Annotated in this window: 17 protein-coding genes and 1 pseudogene; 8 read left to right on the top strand and 10 right to left on the bottom strand. The window is 74.0% G+C overall.

Annotated features, from left to right (window positions below; genetic code table 11):
* Positions 1 to 70: 70 nt before the first annotated feature.
* Together MWU57_RS11115 and MWU57_RS11110 are read left to right on the top strand one after the other, a co-directional pair.
* Positions 71 to 718: a histidine phosphatase family protein gene (locus tag MWU57_RS11115; protein WP_246909239.1), complete on the top strand. Its 648-nt coding sequence runs from the start codon at positions 71 to 73 to the stop codon at positions 716 to 718.
* Between the two features lie 4 nt (positions 719 to 722).
* Entirely contained in the window at positions 723 to 1,253 is a 531-nt protein-coding gene (locus MWU57_RS11110; RefSeq protein WP_106264348.1) for a PH domain-containing protein, read from the top strand.
* A 7-nt stretch (positions 1,254 to 1,260) separates the two neighbouring features.
* Here MWU57_RS11110 and idi read toward each other — a convergent pair whose 3' ends face one another.
* The 7 genes from idi to MWU57_RS11075 form a co-directional block, all read right to left on the bottom strand.
* Positions 1,261 to 1,854, bottom strand: a complete 594-nt coding sequence (gene idi, locus MWU57_RS11105; RefSeq protein ID WP_246909238.1) for an isopentenyl-diphosphate Delta-isomerase — start codon at positions 1,852 to 1,854, stop codon at positions 1,261 to 1,263.
* A gap of 18 nt (positions 1,855 to 1,872) precedes the next feature.
* Complete coding sequence (locus MWU57_RS11100) at positions 1,873 to 3,399, bottom strand: HNH endonuclease signature motif containing protein (RefSeq protein WP_246909237.1); 1,527 nt, start codon at positions 3,397 to 3,399, stop codon at positions 1,873 to 1,875.
* 425 nt (positions 3,400 to 3,824) lie between these two features.
* Positions 3,825 to 4,499: an MOSC domain-containing protein gene (locus tag MWU57_RS11095; protein ID WP_308221175.1), complete on the bottom strand. Its 675-nt coding sequence runs from the start codon at positions 4,497 to 4,499 to the stop codon at positions 3,825 to 3,827.
* Entirely contained in the window at positions 4,496 to 5,920 is a 1,425-nt protein-coding gene (locus MWU57_RS11090; RefSeq protein WP_308221174.1) for an amino acid permease, read from the bottom strand. The genes MWU57_RS11095 and MWU57_RS11090 overlap by 4 nt, the downstream gene beginning before the upstream one ends.
* A 124-nt stretch (positions 5,921 to 6,044) precedes the next feature.
* Entirely contained in the window at positions 6,045 to 7,730 is a 1,686-nt protein-coding gene (locus tag MWU57_RS11085) for an ABC transporter permease (RefSeq protein WP_246909236.1), read from the bottom strand.
* A complete protein-coding gene (locus MWU57_RS11080) occupies positions 7,727 to 8,758 on the bottom strand; it encodes an ABC transporter ATP-binding protein (protein WP_246909235.1) in 1,032 nt (343 codons plus the stop codon). The genes MWU57_RS11085 and MWU57_RS11080 overlap by 4 nt, the downstream gene beginning before the upstream one ends.
* Positions 8,755 to 9,504 (bottom strand): TetR/AcrR family transcriptional regulator, encoded by a 750-nt coding sequence (locus MWU57_RS11075; RefSeq protein ID WP_246909233.1) that lies wholly within the window; start codon positions 9,502 to 9,504, stop codon positions 8,755 to 8,757. Before MWU57_RS11075 ends, MWU57_RS11080 begins: the two co-directional genes overlap by 4 nt.
* A 113-nt stretch (positions 9,505 to 9,617) precedes the next feature.
* On the opposite strand from MWU57_RS11075, the gene arsB reads away from it, so the two are divergent.
* From arsB to MWU57_RS11050, 5 genes are read left to right on the top strand one after another with little or no spacing between them, the layout of a single operon-like run.
* Entirely contained in the window at positions 9,618 to 10,727 is a 1,110-nt protein-coding gene (gene arsB, locus MWU57_RS11070; RefSeq protein ID WP_246909232.1) for an ACR3 family arsenite efflux transporter, read from the top strand.
* Positions 10,724 to 11,809, top strand: a complete 1,086-nt coding sequence (locus tag MWU57_RS11065) for a metalloregulator ArsR/SmtB family transcription factor (protein ID WP_246909231.1) — start codon at positions 10,724 to 10,726, stop codon at positions 11,807 to 11,809. Before arsB ends, MWU57_RS11065 begins: the two co-directional genes overlap by 4 nt.
* A 48-nt stretch (positions 11,810 to 11,857) precedes the next feature.
* Positions 11,858 to 12,271, top strand: coding sequence for an arsenate reductase ArsC (locus MWU57_RS11060; RefSeq protein ID WP_106264333.1), 414 nt, complete (start codon positions 11,858 to 11,860; stop codon positions 12,269 to 12,271).
* On the top strand, positions 12,271 to 13,995 hold the full coding sequence (locus tag MWU57_RS11055) for an FAD-dependent oxidoreductase (protein ID WP_246909230.1): 1,725 nt from the start codon (positions 12,271 to 12,273) through the stop codon (positions 13,993 to 13,995). Before MWU57_RS11060 ends, MWU57_RS11055 begins: the two co-directional genes overlap by 1 nt.
* Before the next feature lie 46 nt (positions 13,996 to 14,041).
* Positions 14,042 to 15,325, top strand: a complete 1,284-nt coding sequence (locus MWU57_RS11050; protein ID WP_308221173.1) for an APC family permease — start codon at positions 14,042 to 14,044, stop codon at positions 15,323 to 15,325.
* A 40-nt stretch (positions 15,326 to 15,365) separates the two neighbouring features.
* On the opposite strand, the gene MWU57_RS11045 is transcribed toward MWU57_RS11050, so the two are convergent.
* Together MWU57_RS11045 and MWU57_RS11040 are read right to left on the bottom strand one after the other, a co-directional pair.
* Entirely contained in the window at positions 15,366 to 15,683 is a 318-nt protein-coding gene (locus tag MWU57_RS11045; RefSeq protein WP_106264329.1) for a hypothetical protein, read from the bottom strand.
* A gap of 53 nt (positions 15,684 to 15,736) precedes the next feature.
* A complete protein-coding gene (locus tag MWU57_RS11040) occupies positions 15,737 to 17,119 on the bottom strand; it encodes an FAD-dependent oxidoreductase (protein WP_246909229.1) in 1,383 nt (460 codons plus the stop codon).
* 79 nt (positions 17,120 to 17,198) lie between these two features.
* On the opposite strand from MWU57_RS11040, the gene MWU57_RS11035 reads away from it, so the two are divergent.
* Entirely contained in the window at positions 17,199 to 17,540 is a 342-nt protein-coding gene (locus MWU57_RS11035) for a helix-turn-helix transcriptional regulator (RefSeq protein WP_246909228.1), read from the top strand.
* 106 nt (positions 17,541 to 17,646) lie between these two features.
* Here the strand turns inward: MWU57_RS11035 and MWU57_RS11030 are convergent.
* A pseudogene (locus tag MWU57_RS11030) lies at positions 17,647 to 18,406 on the bottom strand (hypothetical protein); the annotation flags it as partial.

The following is an 18,406-nucleotide window of genomic DNA, read 5'->3' as shown; positions in this document are numbered from 1 at the left end:
GAATGCCAGATCCGGACGTTCCGGCGCGACCCCCTCCGCGATCCGGTCGGAAGTGCGCGACGATCGGACGATGGACCTGCCACCCTCCGACACCGCCCGCCTCGTCCTGCTCCGGCACGGCGAGACCACCTGGTCGGCCGCCGGGAAGCACACCGGCCGCACCGACCTGCCGCTCACGGCCGCCGGGGAGCGGGAGGCCCGGGGCGCCCGGCACCGTCTGAGAGACCTCGACCCCGCGGTGGTGTACACCTCGCCGCTCCTGCGCGCCCGCCGCACGGCCGAGCTCGCGGGGTTCGCCGACGCCGTCGTCGACCCGGACCTCGCCGAGTGGGACTACGGACCCGTCGAGGGCCGCACCAGCGCCGAGATCTCGGAGGTCATCGGCCGCGAGTTCGACATCTTCCGCGAGGGGGTGGGCGTCCTGCCGGCCGGCCCGGCCGGCAGCGCGCCCGACGGCGGCACGCCGGGCGGCGAAGAGCTCGCCGAGGTCCGCGCGCGCGCCGACCGGTTCGTCGCCCGGGCGCGTCCCACGCTCGACGACGGCGGCACGGTGCTCGTCGTCGCGCACGGCCACCTGCTGCGCGTCCTCGCCACGGCGTGGCTGGACGTCGACCCGGCGTTCGGGGCCCGGCTCGAGCTCGGCACCGCGGCGATCTGCGCGCTCGGCACCTCGCACGGCCTGGAGTCGATCGAGGCGTGGAACCTGGTGGCAGGATGACGCCATGGCGCTGAGCGAGAAGAACCTCATCGACGGCGAGCACGTCGTCATGGAGCTGCGGGAGCACCCGAAGGCTCTGGTATGGCCTGCGGCGCTGCTGGTCGGGGTGCTGGTCGGCGCCGTCGCCGTCGTGACGCTGGCGCCCGAGGGCGTCGGCCGATGGGTCGGGCTGGGGGTGCTCGCCCTCGTCGCGGTGGTCTGGGTGTTCCTGCCGTGGCTGAAGTGGCGCACCACGTCCTTCTCGGTGACGAACCAGCGGATCGCCATGCGCTCCGGGCTGGTGACTCGCGTGGGACGCGACATCCCGCTCTACCGGATCAACGACGTCTCCATGGAGAAGGGGATCGTCGACCGCATGTTCGGGTGCGGGACCCTCGTGGTCTCCGACGCCACCGAGAAGCAGGGCATGGTGCTGCACGACGTCCCCGACGTCGAGGACGTGCACCGCCGGCTGCAGGAGCTGCTCTTCGCGGCCGACGACGGTTCCGACGACGGCGAGTGGCCGCCGCGCGAGCCGCGCCGCCGGGTCCGCTAGCCAGCCGTCAGGCGAGGCCGAGGACGTGGGCGAGCTCCTGCGCGCCGGCGGACCGGTCTGCCGCGGGGAGGGCGGCCGCGTCGGCGAGCTGGCGCACCATCCACGGGCTGAACGCCCACGGCGTCGCCTCGACGGCGGCACGCACCTGGTCCGCGGGAGCCCACACATGCTCCGACACCTCGTCAGGGTTGGGCGTCACTCCCCCGACCACCCGCGCGACGTAGACGGGGCAGATCTCGTTCTCGACGATCCCCGAGGCGTCCACGGCGCGGTAGCGGAAGCCCGGGAGGACCGGTTCAATGCCCGCCACCTCGGCACCGAGCTCGTGCGCCGCGTGCCGGACCACGGACTGCTCGGTGCTCTCCGTCCACCGCAGGTGCCCGCAGAACGAGTTGGTCCACACCCCCGGCCACGTGCGCTTCACCAGGGCACGTCGGGTGACGAGCAGCCGGTCCTCGGCGTCGAGCAGGTAGCAGGAGAAGGCGAGATGCAGCGGTGTGTCGGTGGTGTGTACCTCGGCGCGAGCGACGGTACCGATCCTGCGACCGGCGTCGTCGCAGGTCACGACGTGGTCGGCCGTGACGGGCGTGTGCGACTCCATCGGTCCATCCTGGCACGCTCAGAAGGGCGGCGGGGCATCGCCGGTCCGCGGACGCGGCCGGGAGCGCGCCGGGTCCGCCCGGTACGGCGCGCGCACATACCGGTGCTGCGTGGGTGACGTCCAGGTACTCGCCCCCGTGACGGGGTCCCGCGCCACCGACCAGCCGCCGGTCGTCTTGGCCCGGTGGTGCGCGCGGCACAGCGGGTGGAGGTTGTCGCCGTGGGTCTGCGGACCGTCGTGCCCCCGCTCGAACGGCTCGATGTGGTCCAGGTCGCCGCGCGACGCCGGCACGAAGCAGCCGGGGAACGTGCACGTGGCGTCGCGGGCCACCACGGCGGCGCGCAGCGCAGGGCTCGGTCGGTACGAGCGCGGTGAGCGGTCGGTCAGCACCCCGGAGACCGGGTCGGTGAGGATCCGCTGCCACGTCGCGTCGGGGTCGGTGGCGATCGTCCGCGCCATCGGGGCCGGGATGGGGCCGTAGCCCGCCAGGATCGCCGGGAGATCGTCGGTGCCGAGCAGCGTCGAGGCCGCGATGGTGACCTGCACGCCGGACGCCTGGGTGCTGGAGGGGTGGGTGCCGGAGGGCTGGGTGCCGGACGGCCGGGTGCCGGACGAGACGCCCGCGGCGGCAGGTTCGACGGCTCCCGTGACGAGGGCGACCAGCGCATCGGCCCGGCACTCGTCGAGCCGTCGCACCTCTCCCGGGGTCCTGTGCATCGCGACCCCCGTCCCGTCGATCGCCGCGAAGGCCCGCGCGGCGTCGTCGGCGGGGAGGTAGGCGGTCAGGTAGGCCATCGCGTCGTCGACCGGCTCCAGCACCACCGAGCGGGTGCGCCGCGCCTCCGTGTGACGCTCAGCGGCACCGGCCGGGTCCGCAGCGATCTCGGCCCGCCGCAGCCGGTCGCGGATCTGCCGGACCGTGAGGTGCTCGAGGTCGGGCCGGAGCTCGCGGACGACCTCGCGCCGGCGGGCGTCGTCGAGCCGGCCGGTCGAGACCAGCGCCTCGGCCTTGCGCCGGTCGACCGCTCCCGCCGACATCGCGTCCGCGACCTCGGGTATCGCGTGCGCCCCGTGGGCCACCGCGACGTGCTGCGCCGCGGCGTGCCGGCTCAGCCCCAGGCTGGCCGAGACCTCGTCGACGACGAACTCGTGCCGGGAGGAGCCTCGCGTCCGGTGCAGCAGCTCGCCGAGCGCCGCGGCGGAACCTGCCTGCGCCCAGGCCGCCAGCCGCTCCCAGGCGGCCAACAGTTCGACGAGGGACGTGTCGTCGAGGTCCGCGGGCTCCGCACCCGCCAGCTTCGCCGCCAGGGACGGCCCCGGAGCGTCCCCGAGCAAGGCATCGATCGCCGAGCCCCCGGCCGTCAGGCCGCGGTCGTGGGTGAGCGCCCGGTTGGCGGCAGCATGACCGTGGACGCGCACCCCACCGTCGGCGCCGGGGCCGAGGGCGGGCGACAGCTCGAGCGCGGTGTAGGGGTGCGCCGCTCCGATGCGGACCGCCAGCAGGTCGGCCAGCTCACGTTCGAGACCCGTGCCGCCGTCGTCCACGAACGCTGCGTCCCCGACGGTCGGCCGCGCATCAGGAAGAGTCGGTCCCGGTGCGGTCGGGGCACCGACCGCACCGGGACCTGGGGTTCGCGCACGACGAGCCCCGACGGCGTGCCGCGCCGGGTGGGAAGCGTCGTCTTCGAACATGTGTTCGACCCTAGCGAAGGTCGACAGGGAGCGCAAGAGGTCTCAGGGCGAGACCGGGTGCCTGACCTGCGACGACAGGAAGCAGCGCCCGGCCACCGGTGACCGGTCACCTCACCGGCGACTGGATATCCTCGCCAGATGCCTGTCGAGACCTCGCTGCGCACCGGCTACCTCCGCGTCGCTGACGGGAACGAGCTGTACTACGAGGCGGTCGCGCCCTGACAGCCCTGACAGCCGCAGCGGACCGGGGAGCCCGACCGCCTCAGCGCGACAGAGCCTCAGCGCGACAGAGCCTTGGTGACGCGTGCATCCATCTCGTCGCTCAGCCGCACCTCGCCGGCCTCGGCAGACGTCCGCAGCGCCCCGGCCAGCTCGGCCGCCGCCGCGAACGCCGGAGCACCGGCGCTCCAGGTGCCGTACCAGTCCGCCACGGAGACGCCGTGGGTGGGCCGGGAGACGATCTCGACCGCGTCGCCCGCGCCCAGCTCTCCCGGCTCCACGACCCGCAGGTAGGCCCCGGTGCGGTTCGCCTCGGTGAAGCGCCGCACCCATCGCGGGGGCGAACCGAGGCGGCGCGCGAACGTGGCGCACGGCGTGCGCGGCTGGGTCACCTCGAGCAGCGCCGTCCCGATCCGCCAGCGCTCGCCGATCAGCGCCCCGGAGACGTCGACGGCGCGGGTCCGCAGGTTCTCGCCGAACAGGCCCGGCGGGATCTCGCGCTCGAGCTCCGGCTCCCAGAACGCGGCGTCCTCGGCCGCGTAGGCGTAGACGGCCTGGTCCGGGCCCCCGTGGTCGGCGCGGTCCGCCTGGACGTCACCGTAGAGCCCGTACCGACCGGCGCGCACCCGGTCCTGGACGGGCCGCTTGTCGATGGCGGTGACCCCGACGGTCCCCGGATCGGGCAGCAGCTGGTGGACGCGGCAGACGGCGAGGAGCTCTCCCATGGCGCTCATGCTCCCACCTCCGGCGACGAGACCTGGCGCCGGCCGCGAGCACGGCGCACGAGGTACGCACCGAGGATGACGACCACCAGCCCGGCGGTGGCGGCCAGCTGCGATCGTGCGGCGTCGTCGGTGAGCATCAGCGCGGCGAGCCCCACGAGGGCCGCGAGGGTCACCCAGGTCAGCCAGGGGTAGCCCCACATCCGCAGCCGCATCGGCTCGCCGGAGCGTTCCGCCTCGGCCTCCAGGCGCGGCCGGAGACGAAGCTGCGAGATGGTGATGAGCAGCCAGACGACGAAGAGCGCGGAGCCGACGGCGTTGAGCAGCACGGAGAGCAGCGCCTCCGGCAGCAGCCAGTTCAGCAGCACCGCGACGACGCCGAAGAACACGGACACCAGGACGGCCACCCACGGCACCTCCCGGCGCGAGACCCGGGTGGCCGCCGCGGGAGCGTCACCCCGCTCGCCGAGCGAGTAGAGCATCCGCGACGTGCCGTACACCTGGGCGTTGAACGCGCTGAGCAGCGCCAGCACGACGACGACCTCCATGAGCCGCGCCGCGCCGTCGAACCCTGCCAGCTCGAGGACCCCGACGAACGGCGACGTGAGCGCGGTCGCGTCGTCCCACGGCAGGAGCGCCACGATGATCGCGACGGAGCCGATGTAGAAGAGCATGATGCGCCACAGGATCGTGCGGGTGGCGCGCGCGACGGCGTCCCGGGGGTCGCGCGCCTCGGCCGCGGCGATGGCCACGATCTCGATACCGCCGAACGCGAAGGCCACGGCCAGCAGCCCGGCCGCGATGCCGCCGACGCCCGCCGGGGCGAACCCGCCGTGCTCGGCCCACTGCCCGAGCACGCTGCCCGTGACCGGGATGACCCCGAGCACGATGAGCGCGCCCACGGCGAGGAACGCCACGATGGCGCCCACCTTGATCAGCGCGAACCAGAACTCGGCCTCGCCGAACTGCCGCACGCCGATCAGGTTGATGCCGCCGAGCACCACGACGACGACGCCGGCGACCACCCACTGCGGCACGGCCGGCCACCAGCCGGCGACGATCTCCGCCACGCCGGTGACCTCCACGCCGAGCACCATGATCAGCGTGAACCAGTACAGCCAGCCGAGCAGGAACCCGGCCCAGCGTCCGAGCGCGACCTCGGCGTACACGGAGAAGGAGCCGGAGGCGGGCAGCGCGGACGCCATCTCGGCCAGCATCCGCATGACGGCCACGACGATGGCTCCGGCGATGGCATAGCTGATGAGCACGGCCGGTCCGGCGGTGGCGATCGCCTCGCCCGAGCCGAGGAACAGCCCGGCGCCGATCGCGGAACCCAGGCCCATCATCGTCAGGTGCCGCGGACGCAGCCCGTGCGCGAGCGATTCGTCCGGGACGTCCAGGTGAGGGCCGGTCGCCCGATCAGGTGTGGTCACGGCGAACCACGGTAGTACCCGTTCCGGCGCAGCAGACCGCCCAGTGGTGCGATGCACACCGCCCGCTGACCGGCCGGAGCGGGGCGCCGGTTCCCCCGCGCCCCGCTCCGACCGGTCGACGGGATCAGGTGGACTGCAGGTCCCGACGGCGGAAGCCGACGAACGCCAGGACGAGCAGCCCCGCGGCGACCGCGGTGAGACCGGCGAAGGACCCGGCGTCGAAGTCCGCGACGAACGGCTCCGGCACCCAGTGGAACGGCGAGATCCAGCGGGCAGCCTCGGGCAGGTCCTCGATGAGCCCGCCGAACATGCCGATGACGAACGTGTACGCCAGCAGTGCCCACCCGGCGGCGGTGGCCCTCGGGATCCAGGCGAACAGCGCGGCCGTCAGTCCCAGGTAGATCAGTACGGCGGGCACATAGCTGACCAGCACCTCCGTGTAGGTGCCCAGCCCGGGCTCGGTCACGCCGACGGAGGCCGCACCGGCCCACAGGGCGTACACGCCCACCGCCAGCAGCACGACGGTGCCGGCACCCGCGACGAGGAGCTGCGCGCCGAGCCAGCGCCCGCGGGAGACCGGGGTGGACAGGACGACCTCGGCCCGCGCCGTCGTCTCCTCCGCCTTGGGGCGCAGCCCCATGACGATGGCGTACGCGGCGGCGCACAGGGCACCGTAGAGCATGATCGCGCCGAGGAACGCCGCCTCGAGCTGCGACGTGTCCCCGCCGAAGAACGCCTGCATCGCCGGGTTGTCGGCGACGAGGTCGCCGAGCATGGTGCCGATCTCGGGGATGAGCGTGCCGGATGCCAACCACATCGCACCCAGACCCAGGGCGGACCAGCGCAGGGCTCCCCGCTGCTGGATCCAGGCGAGGGCGAGCGGGCCCCGCAACGACTCGCGGGCGTCGGGCCGACCGGCCCGCGTCGCGATCATGCCGCCGCCGAAGTCCCGCCGGGACGCGAGCATCGAAGCAGCGACGAGCAGCACGACGATTGCGACGACGCTCAGCGCCATCGGCCACCAGCGCAGGTCGACGAACGCACGGGTCTGCTGCGCCCACGCGATCGGGGAGAACCAGGACAGCGTGCTGCCGCCCGGCACCTCGCGCAGGTTGCCGGCGACCTCGATCGCGAACGCGAGACCGAACACGGCCACGCTGCGGCCGGTCGCGCCCCGGCCGTGCTCGACGAGCTGGCAGAACACGAGGGCGATCGCGCCGAAGACCATGGCACTCAGCCCCGAGCCCACCGTCATGCCGAGCGAGTCGACCAGGGGCATCTCCTCCGCGCCGCCGACACCGGTCATCGCGAGCGCCGAGACGACGGCGATGACGGCGTTGACGAGGACGAGCGTGGCAACCGCCGCGACCGCAGGGGCGTGCCGGCCGACCGGTGCGGCGCGCACCAGCTCCGAGCGGCTGGACTCCTCCTCGGCGCGGGTGTGCCGCACCACGTGCAGGATGCTCATCAGCGCGAGCGCGAGGACGACCCAGACCGTGCCCTCGTTCGCCATGGCCGCGCCGACGGTGTAGTTCTCGACGCCGTAGCCGGGACCGCCCATGACGATGCCCGACGGCGTCTCCATGAGGGCCCCGCGCGCCTGGAGGGCGCCCTCCGTCTCGCCCATGATGCCGAGCGCCGCGGTGAAGTACGCGTAGAACAGCACCAGCGAGCCGGTCCACACGGCCAGCCGTACCCGGTCCCGGCGCAGGATGAAGCGGACCAGGCTGCCGGTCCCGGTCAGGGTGGACCCGCCCCGGCCGGCGGCGGACGACGCCGCGGGTGCGGTGCGCTCGAGGGTCGCGGTCATCGCGCACCCGCCTTGCTGCCGGCCCGGGAGTGCTTGCCGGGCCGGTCGTCCGGGCGGACGTGGGTACCGTCGTCGGACCCGGCGTCGGAGCCGGCCGCGGCATCGGAGACGTCCTCGCCGTAGTGCCGCAGGAACAGCTCCTCGAGCGACGGCGGGGCAGCGGTGAAGCTGCGCACGTCCAGGGTGCTCAGCGCGGTCAGGACGCCGCCGATCTGCGCGTTGTCCACGTCGAACGTGACGCGCGTGCCCTCGTCGGTGCCCACCGTGGCGACGTCGTGCACCCCGGGCAGGGCGGACAGCGCCGCCGGGTCGCCCGCCACCACGGTGGTGACGCTCGAACGCGTCAGGTGGCGCAGCTCCTCCAGCGTGCCGGACTCGACGGCCCGGCCCTGGCGGATGATCGTCACGGTGTCGCACACCTTCTCGACCTCGGACAGGATGTGGCTCGACAGGAGCACCGACGTGCCGCGGTCCTTGGCCTCGCGGACGTACTCCATGAAGACGGCCTCCATCAGCGGGTCCAGGCCGGACGTCGGCTCGTCGAGGACGAGCAGGTCGACGTCGGACATGAAGGCCGACACGAGGGCGACCTTCTGCCGGTTGCCCTTGGAGTAGGTGCGGGTCTTCTTGGTGGGGTCGAGGCCGAACCGCTCCAGCAGCTCGTCCTTGCGCTTCTTGTCGACCTTGCCGCGCAGGCGAGCCAGGTAGTCGATGGACTCGCCGCCCGACAGGTTCGGCCACAGGCTGACGTCGCCGGGGACGTAGGCCAGCCGCCGGTGCAGCGCGACGGCGTCGGACCAGGGGTCGCCGCCGAGCAGGCGGACCTGCCCGGAGTCCTTGCGCAGCAGCCCCAGCAGGACGCGGATGGCGGTGGACTTCCCGGCGCCGTTCGGGCCGAGGAAGCCGGCGACCTGGCCGTGGGTGACGGTGAGGTCGAGGCCGTCCAGGGCCCGGACCGCGCCGAAGGACTTGTGCAGGTCGTGGATCTCGATCGCGGGCGCCGTGGTGCCCGTGGTGGTGCTGTTCATCGTTCCTCGCTCGTGGTCTCGGGGACGTGCTCGTGGTCGGGTTCGGGGTCGGTCCCGGTTCCGGCCGGCGGGTCCCCGACGTAGAGCAGGTAGTCGTCGAGCATGCGGCGGCTGGTGAGGAAGCCCTGGGTGAACAGCTCGATCATCGGCAGGTACTGCTCGGTCATGAAGGCGCGGACGTTCGCCCCGAAGTCCTCCGGGTCGTCCGGCGGGTCGAGGGTCAGGGAGAGCAGCAGGGTGCCGAGGGACGACAGCACGAGGTACCGCACCCGGGCGTCCTCGTCGAGGCTCGGCTTGACGATCCCGTCGGCCACCGCCTCGCGCGTGTAGACCTGGGCGTCGTCGATCATGTGCTGCACGAACGCCCGGGCGACCTCGCCGCCTGCCTGCAGCGACCGGACGGCGTAGCCCAGGAGCGGGGCGAACTCGTCGACCTCGGCCATGACCTGCAGGAGCTGACCGCCCGCGGCCCTGCCCATGTTCTGCCGCTTGGCCGCGACGATCCAGCGCAGCACGAAGTCGTCGCAGGCGCGGTGCAGCGCGTCCTTGGACCCGAAGTGGTGGATGACCAGCGCGGGGCTCACGCCGGCGTCGGCGGCGATGGTGCGCACGGAGGTGCCGAACCCGGACCGCGCGAAGCGCAGCACGGCGGCGTCGCGGATGCGGTCGCGCGTCGAGCCGTCGGACGGCGGCCGCCCCGTGGGCGACGTCCCCTCCGGCACCGGACCGGCCTCGGCTGAACTCATGTTCAACAGACTAAACAGGTGTTCAGTCGGTCCACAAGACCTCCGGCGGCTGGACCTCTGTATCGAGATCCGTCTATATTGAAGCTCTTCGAAACAACCACGTCTGGAGCACGATGACGACGACCGCCGAGGCGCCCGTCAGCCCCCGCCTGTCCACCCTCGACCGCTGGTTGCCCGCCTGGATCGGGCTGGCGATGGTGGCCGGTCTCCTCCTCGGACGCTTCGTCCCGGCCCTCGGCGACCTGCTCGCCGCGCTCGAGGTGGGTGGCATCTCGCTGCCCATCGCGCTGGGCCTGCTGGTCATGATGTACCCGGTGCTGGCCAAGGTCCGCTACGACCGGATGGCCGCCGTCACGGGCGACAAGCGGCTGCTGGTCAGCTCGCTGGTGCTGAACTGGGTCGTCGGCCCCGGGCTCATGTTCGCCCTGGCGTGGATCTTCCTGCCCGACCTGCCGGCCTACCGCACCGGACTCATCATCGTCGGGCTGGCCCGCTGCATCGCCATGGTGGTCATCTGGAACGACCTCGCCTGCGGCGACCGGGAGGCCGCCGCCGTGCTCGTGGCGATCAACTCCGTGTTCCAGGTCGTGATGTTCTCCCTGCTCGGCTACTTCTACCTCACGGTGCTGCCGGGCTGGCTCGGCCTCGACACCGCCGGCCTCGACGTCTCGATCGGCCAGATCGCGCTCAACGTGCTCGTCTTCCTCGGCATCCCGCTCGCCGCCGGGTTCGCCTCGCGCGCGATCGGCGAGCGCACGCGCGGCCGGGACTGGTACGAGGCGAGCTTCGTGCCGCGCGTCGGCCCGTGGGCCCTGTACGGCCTGCTGTTCACGATCGTCCTGCTCTTCGCCCTGCAGGGCGAGCAGGTCTCCTCCCACCCGGCCGACGTCGCCCGGATCGCGCTGCCGCTGCTCGTCTACTTCGGCCTCATGTGGGGCATCGGCATGGTCACCGGCAAGGCGCTCGGCCTGGGGTACGCCCGCACGACCACCCTCGCCTTCACCGCGGCCGGCAACAACTTCGAGCTCGCCATCGCCGTCGCCGTCGCGACCTTCGGCGCCACCTCCGGCGAGGCACTCGCCGGCGTCGTCGGGCCGCTCATCGAGGTCCCCGTGCTCGTGGGCCTCGTCTACGTCAGCCTGTGGGCCGGGCGCCGCTGGTTCGGCGTCGACCCACGGGCGAGCGCCGCACCGCAGCCAGCATCCGTGGAGGCCCAGCCATGACCACCCTCACCCCGGCGACCGACGACGCCGTCTGTGCACCCCGGCTCACCGCGGCCGACCACGCCATCGGCGCCGACGCCGCGGACGTCGTCGCCACGACGCTCAAGGCGCTCGCCGACCCGCTGCGGCTGCGCATGCTGTCCGCCATCGCCACCACGGCCGACGGCGAGGCGTGCGTGTGCGACCTCGCCGAGCTCGCCGACGTCTCCCAGCCCACCGTGAGCCACCACCTCAAGGTGCTGCGCGACGTCGGCGTCCTCGCGTCCCAGCGGCGCGGCACCTGGGTCTGGTACCGGATCGCACCCGACTACCGGGGCGCCGTGACGACGCTCCTGGACCGGTTCGCGCCGGCCGCGCTCGAGCACCAGCGGGCCGATCGCCCGCGGGAGCTGACCGGCCTGTCCGACGTCGAGCCCGAGCTCGTCCGGCTCGCCGGGTCGCTCGCCGAGCGGGGCCCGGGAACGGACCCCGCCGACGCGCTGCGGGTGGTGCGCGAGTCGTACACGGCGCTCGCCCGGCGCGGCGGGATGACCGCCCACCTCGTGCCGCTGACCGAGCACTTCGCCCGGCAGCGGCTCGTCGACGCCGCCACGACGCGGGCGGCGGACCGCGCCGACGGCGGCACCTCGGCGGCGGCGAGACCGCCGCAGGTGCTCTTCGTCTGCGTCGCCAACGCCGGCCGCTCCCAGCTCGCCGCCGCCCTGCTCCGGCACTACGCCGGTGACCGCGTCGTCGTCCGGTCCGCCGGGTCGGTCCCCACGGGCGGGGTGCACGCGGCGGTCGCCCCGTTCCTCGCCGAGCTCGGGCTCGAGCCCGACCCCGCCGACGCTGCCGACGCCGCCGCCGCGGTCGCGTACCCGAAGCCCCTGACCGACGACGCGCTACGGGCCGCGGACGTCGTCGTCACGATGGGGTGCGGGGACACCTGCCCCGTCCTGCCCGGCAAGCGGTACGAGGACTGGGTGGTGGGCGACCCCGCCCTCGCCTCGCCGTCCGGGGTGCGCGCCATCCGCGACGAGCTCGACGTGCGCGTCCGCGCCCTGCTCACCGACCTGCTGCCCGACCTGACCCTGCCCCGCTGACCGCCCCTGTCTGCTGACCGACCCCGCCCCGCCGCCGAGGAGCACACCATGCCCACCACACCCTCCGCCCTGTTCGTCTGCGTCCACAACGCCGGGCGCTCGCAGATGGCCGCCGGGTTCCTGCGCGAGCTCGGCGGCGGTGCCGTCGAGGTCCGTTCGGCCGGCTCCGCGCCGAAGGACACCATCAACCCGGTCGCCGTCGAGGCGATGCTCGAGCGCGGCATCGACATCCGCGCCGAGCAGCCCAAGGTCCTCACCACCGAGGCCGTCGAGGCGTCCGACGTGGTCATCACCATGGGCTGCGGTGACGCCTGCCCGATCTACCCCGGCAAGCGGTACGAGGACTGGCAGCTCGACGACCCGGCCGGCCAGGGCATCGAGGCGGTGCGCCCCATCCGCGACGAGATCGAGCGGCGCGTCCGCGGCCTGCTCGCGTCCCTCGACGTCGAGGCGGTCGCCTGATGAAGATCGTCGTCGTGGGTTCCGTCGCCGCCGGGACGTCCGCCGCGGCCAAGGCCCGCCGCAACACCGAGGACGCGCAGATCACGATCTACGAGCGCGACACCGACATCTCGTACTCCGGGTGCGGCCTGCCCTACTACCTCGGCGGCGAGGTGGAGAGCATCGACGACCTGACCCCGCGCGACGCCGCCTGGTTCGCACAGCGCTACGGCGCCGACGTCCGCACGGGCCACGAGGTCACCGGGGTCGACCCTTACGCCCGGACCGTCCGCGTGCGCGAGCTGGCGACCGGCGAGACCTTCACCGACACCTACGACGAGCTCGTGCTCGCCACCGGGGTCTCCCCCGTCGTCCCGCCCGTCCCCGGCGTCGACCGACCCGGTGTGTTCACGTTGCGCAACCCGCGTGACGCGCGCGGCGTCCACGCCTGGCTCACCGACCGCGACGTCACCCGCGTCGTCGTGGTGGGGGCCGGGTACATCGGCCTGGAGACCGCCGAGCAGCTCGTCGGCCGCGGCCTCGACGTCACGGTGGTCGAGGCCCAGGAGCACGCCATGCCACGCATGGACGGCGACATGTCCGCCCGCGTCGACGCCGAGCTGCGCGCCCACGGCGTGGAGCTGCTCACCCGCACGCGCCTGGTCCGTGTCGAGGGCGCCGGGACACCGGGCGCCATGGCCGACGCTGGCGAGGCGGACCCGTCCGGCGACGTGAGCGCCGTCGTCGTGCAGGACGCCGACGGCGAGCGCACCCTCCCTGCCGACCTGGTGCTCGTCGCCGTCGGAGTACGCCCGAACCTCGACCTGCCCCGCGCCGCCGGCGCCACCGTGGGACCCACCGGGGCCGTCGCCGTCGACCGGCAGGGCCGCACCGGCGTGCCGCGCGTCTGGGCCGTCGGGGACGTCGCCGAGGGCTTCGACGTGATCACCGGCGAGCCCACCTGGGTGCCGCTCGGCTCGACCGCCAACAAGATGGGCCGCGTCGCCGGCGACGCGCTCACCGGTGGCTCGCTGGCGCACCGCGGCATCCTCGGCACGTCCATCGTGCGGGTGTTCGACCAGGCGGTCGCCCAGACCGGGCTCACCGAGGACCGGGCCCGCGCCGCCGGGCACGACGTCGTCGTCGTGCACAACATCAAGCCCGACCGTCCGCCGTACCTCGGCGGGCGCGAGATGCTGATCAAGGCCGTCGCGGACCGCGCCACCGGACGGCTGCTCGGCGCACAGGCGATCGGACCCTCCGGCGTCGACAAGCGCATCGACGTGCTCGCCACCGCGATCACGTACGGCGCGACGGTGGACGACCTGTTCCACCTCGACCTCGCCTACGCCCCGACGTACGCCACCACGAAGGACCCGGTGCACTACACGGGCATGGCGCTCGACAACGCCGTGCGGGGATCCGCCCCGCTCCTCTCCCCCGCCGAGCTGGACCGCCGACGCGCCGCCGGCGAGAAGATCCAGGTGGTCGACGTCCGCTCCGCCAAGGACCGCGCCAAGGGGTTCGTCGAGGGCTCGGTGCACATCCCGCTGGCCGAGCTGCGGGCGCGCGCCGGCGAGCTCGACCCCACGCTGCCCACCGTGACGTACTGCAACAAGGGCGTCACCGGCAACGCCGGGCAGAACGTGCTGCGCAACCTCGGCTTCACCGACGTGGCCAACTTGTCCGGCGGCAACAAGAACTACCAGCAGTTCGCCCGCACACCCCACCCACCGGCAGGATGACCACGGGGAAGGCCCCCGCGCACGTCCTGGAGAGGACCCTCCACCCGTGACCCAGCTCGCCCGCCGGCTCGGCACCCGCGACGCCGTGGCCATCGGCCTCGGCTCGATGATCGGCGCCGGCGTCTTCGCCGCGTTCGGCCCCGCTGCCGCTGCCGTGCTGCCCGCCGGCACCGGCTGGGCGCTGCTCGGCGCCCTGGCGATCGCCGCCGTCGTCGCCTACGCCAACGCGACGTCGTCCGCACAGCTCGCCGCGCAGTACCCGGTGGCCGGCGGCACGTACGTCTACGGCCGCGAGCGCCTCGGCGACCGGTGGGGCTACCTCGCCGGCTGGGGGTTCGTGGTGGGCAAGACGGCGAGCTGCGCCGCGATGGCGCTGACCTTCGCCGCCTATGCCGCCCCGCCCGGCTGGGAACGTCCCGTGGCGGCGGCCGCCGTCGTCGCGCTGGCCGCGGTGAACTACCGCGGCGTCACCCGCACGGCCCGCCTGACGCGATGGATCGTCGCACTGGTGCTGCTGGCGCTGGCCACCTGGACGGCCGTCGTGTGGAGCGGGGCTCCCGCGCCCTTCGCCGCGGTACCGCCCGACGGCGGCGCCGCGGCGGACGGCACGGCCGGCGGCTGGGCCGTGGCGTACGGGGTGCTCCAGGGCGCCGGGCTGCTGTTCTTCGCGTTCGCCGGCTACGCGCGGATCGCCACGATGGGCGAGGAGGTGCGCGACCCGCGCCGGACCATCCCGCGGGCGATCCTGCTGGCGCTCGGCGGCGCCGTCGTCGTGTACACCGTGGTGGCCCTGACACTGCTGGCCGCGCTGGGCCTCGACGGGATCGCCGGCACGACGGCGCCGCTGGCGGTCGCGGTCGAGGACTCGTCCTGGGCGGGGGTCGTGGTGCGCGTCGGGGCGGCGGCGGCGTCGCTCGGTGCGCTGCTGGCCCTGGTGGCGGGGATCGGCCGGACGACGCTCGCGATGGCGCGGGAGGGCGACCTGCCACGGTGGCTGTCGGCCGTGCACCCGCGCTTCCGGGTGCCGCACCGGGCCGAGGTGACCCTGGCCGCCGTCGTGGTGGTGCTCGTGCTCACGGTGGACCTGCGGGGCGCGATCGGGTTCTCGAGCGTCGGCGTGCTGCTGTACTACGCCGTCGCCAACGCGGCGGCCTTCACCCAGACAGGGAGCGACCGGCTCTACCCGCGGTGGCTGCAGGTGCTGGGCCTCGTGGCGTGCGTGGTGCTGGTGGTGACGCTGCCTCCGTCGGCCGTGCTGGCCGGCCTCGCGGTGTTCGCCGTCGGGATCGCGCTGCGGGAGCTCCGACTCCGCCTCCGCCCGCCGAGGTAGTACCGCCCCTGCCGAGGTAGTAGCGCGCCCGGCGATGTAGTCAGCGACGCGCTCGGCTCGCGCCGAGCGGGCCGCCGAAGACGAACGAGATGCCGAGCACGTAGCCGACGTCGTACCAGTTGCCGTTGTTGTGGACCTCGTACACCGAGACCGTGTCGGTGAACAGCGAGACCACGAACGTGACCGGCAGGATCATCCCCTGCCAGAGGCCGAGCCAGAAGCCGGCCGGTTCGCCGAGCACGGTCGACGCGGTGTCGAGGGTGGGGTTGGGCCCGGCCGCGCACGCCGTGAGGGCGACGAGGACGACGACGGCGAGCGCCGCCGTCGGCAGGAGCCTGCGCGCCCGGTCGCCGGTCATGACCTCAGACTCCCACGGGTGCTGCGCACTCGCGAGCACCCGCGGGGCGTGGCTCAGCGGGGCCCCGCCGTGAGCTCGACGAGCTGGGGCCCGGCGGCGGCCGCCGATTCCGCCGGAGCCGTCCCGCAGCACGCACCGCCGGTGAGCTCCTCGTCGGCTGCCAGGTCTGACGAGCAGACGCCGGTCTCGGGCAGCTCCAGCTCCACGGCGTCCGCCGCGGCGCGGTCGCCGGCCAGGGCTGCGGCCACGGAGCGCACCTGCTCGTGGCCCGTGGCGAGCAGGAAGGTGGGCGCCCGGCCGTACGACTTCATGCCCACGAGGTAGAACCCCTCGTCGGGGTGGGCCAGGACGCTCTCGCCGTGCGGTGACACGGTGCCGCAGGAGTGCAGGTTCGGGTCGATGAGCGGTGCCAGCCGCGCCGGGGCCTCGACGACGTCGTCCAGGTCGAGACGGACCTCGCGGAGCATGTCGAGGTCGGGGCGGAACCCCGTGGCCGCCGAGATCACGCCGACGCGCCACTCGAACGCGCCTTCCTCCCGGGCGCCCGGGGCCCGCCCGACGCCGGAGACCACGACCTGTCCGTCGGCCGCGGCGAGCCGTTCGATCGTGGTTCGCGTCCACAGCTCGAGCCGGCCGGCCTCGACGGCCTCGCGCAGCCGGGTGCCCAGGAGCCCGCGGGCGGGCAGCTCGTCGTCGGTGCCACCGCCGAAGAGCCGGCGCGGTGACCCGCCACGGATGGCCCAGACGACCTCGGTGCCGGGGACCTCCTCGGCCAGGCGGGTCAGCGCGAGCAGCGTGTTCGCCGCGGAGTGCCCCATCCCGACCACGAGGGTCCGGCGGCCGGCGAAGCGGTCGCGGTGGCGGCCCAGCACGTCCGGCAGCGGCCTGGCGAGGAACGGTTCCGCCTCCTGCTCCCCCACGGCCGGCAGCCCGCTGCCGCCCAGGGGGTTCGGCTGCCCGTAGGTGCCCGAGGCGTCGACGACGGCGGCAGCCAGCACGTCCTGCGTGACGCCGTCGGCCTCCGTGCGGACCAACCAGGGCCGGCGTTCCCGTCCGAGCGAGCGCGTGCGGTCGGCGCCCTGGCGGGCGACGGCGGTGACGCGGGTTCCGTAGCGGACACGATCGGCCAGGGCGGGGGTCGCGGCGAGGGGGGCGAGGTAGTCGCCCACCAGGTCGGCGCCCGTGGGCAGCGAGTCCGGGTCCGGCTCGCGCCACGACCCGCCCGCCTCGAGCAGCCGACGTGCGGCCGCGTCGATGCAGTAGCGCCACGGCGAGAAGAGGCGCACGTGGCCCCAGTCGCCGACGGCGGCCCCCGGTCCCGCGCCGGCCTCGAGCACCAGCGGTTCGAGCCCACGCTCCAGCAGGTGTGCCGCCGCGGCGAGCCCCACGGGCCCCGCGCCGATCACCACGACCGGGTGCTGCGTCGTCGTCTCCATGCCACGCTCCCTCATCGAAGAACTTCAATGTGTCGACCACAACGTATCCACAAACTTCGATGCGTGGCAACATAGGGGCATGACCACCGCGCTGCCCCTCGCGTCCCCGACCTGCTGCACGCCCCCGCGCGCCGCCGTCGACACCGAGGAGGCGCAGCGCGTCGCTCGTGTCTTCAAGGCGCTGGGCGACCCGACGCGTGTGCTGCTGCTGTCCACCGTCACCGCGGCCGCCGAGGGCGAGGCCTGCGTCTGCGACCTCACCGAACCCGTCGGACTGAGCCAGCCGACGGTCAGCCACCACCTGAAGATCCTGGTCGATGCCGGGCTCCTCAGCCGCACGCAGCGCGGCCGGTGGTCCTACTACGCGCCGGTGCCCGGGGCGTTCGACCGCCTCGCCGACACGTTGCGCGAGCTGGCCTGACGCACACCTCCCGGGCCTGCGGCATGACCTGGGCGCACAGCCGGTGCGGTCGTGGGTCGCCCCCCTGCGACGTCCCACGACCGCACCGGCTCAGTGGTGCGTGGTGTCAGCCGACCGGCAGCCGGCGACGTCGAGCGGCGAGCACGGTGCCCGCCACCATGAGCAGCACGGCCAGGGCGGCGAGCTGACCGGAGCTCGCGCCGGTCGTCGCCAGCGCCTCCGCTCCCGTCGTCCCCTCGGCGGCGACCGTCACCGTGCCCGGGCCCCCGCCCGAGACGGTGCCGGTCACGCCGCCGAACGACCCGGTGCCCGGCGAGGAGCCGGAGTCCGTGCCGGTGCCGTCACCCGGGTTGGTGCCCGGGTCGGTGCCCGGGTCAGTACCGGGGTCCGTGCCCGGATCGGTCCCCGGGTCAGTACCGGGGTCCGTGCCCGGATCGGTCCCCGGGTCAGTCCCCGGATCCGTGCCCGGATCGGTCCCCGGGTCAGTCCCCGGATCCGTGCCCGGGTCCGTGCCCGGGTCCGTGCCCGGATCCGTGCCCGGATCCGTGTCCGGATCCGTGTCCGTCGTCCCGTTCTCGAGGACGTCGTCGACGATGCCGTCCTCGGCGAGGACGTCGTCCACCACGCCGACGAGATCGAGCTCCAGCAGGTCCGTGACCGTCTCGTTGAGGTCGTTGCGGAGCTCGTCGAGCAGGCCGTCCGTGACGCCCTCCTCCGGCTCGTCCGGACCGACGATGTCGTCGACCAGCCCGTCCTCACCGATCAGTCCGCCGACCAGGTCCTCGACCTCACCGTCGGTACCCAGCACCTCGTCGACCGCACCGGTCGTGTCCACGACGTCCGCGACGACCGTGTCCACCCCGCCG

Source organism: Isoptericola sp. S6320L (genome assembly GCF_023015685.1).
In the GTDB taxonomy this organism is placed as follows: Bacteria; Actinomycetota; Actinomycetes; order Actinomycetales; family Cellulomonadaceae; genus Isoptericola; species Isoptericola halotolerans_A.
The sequence above is the reverse complement of the archived record's forward strand: the minus strand, read 5'-3'. Positions and strand labels throughout refer to the sequence as shown.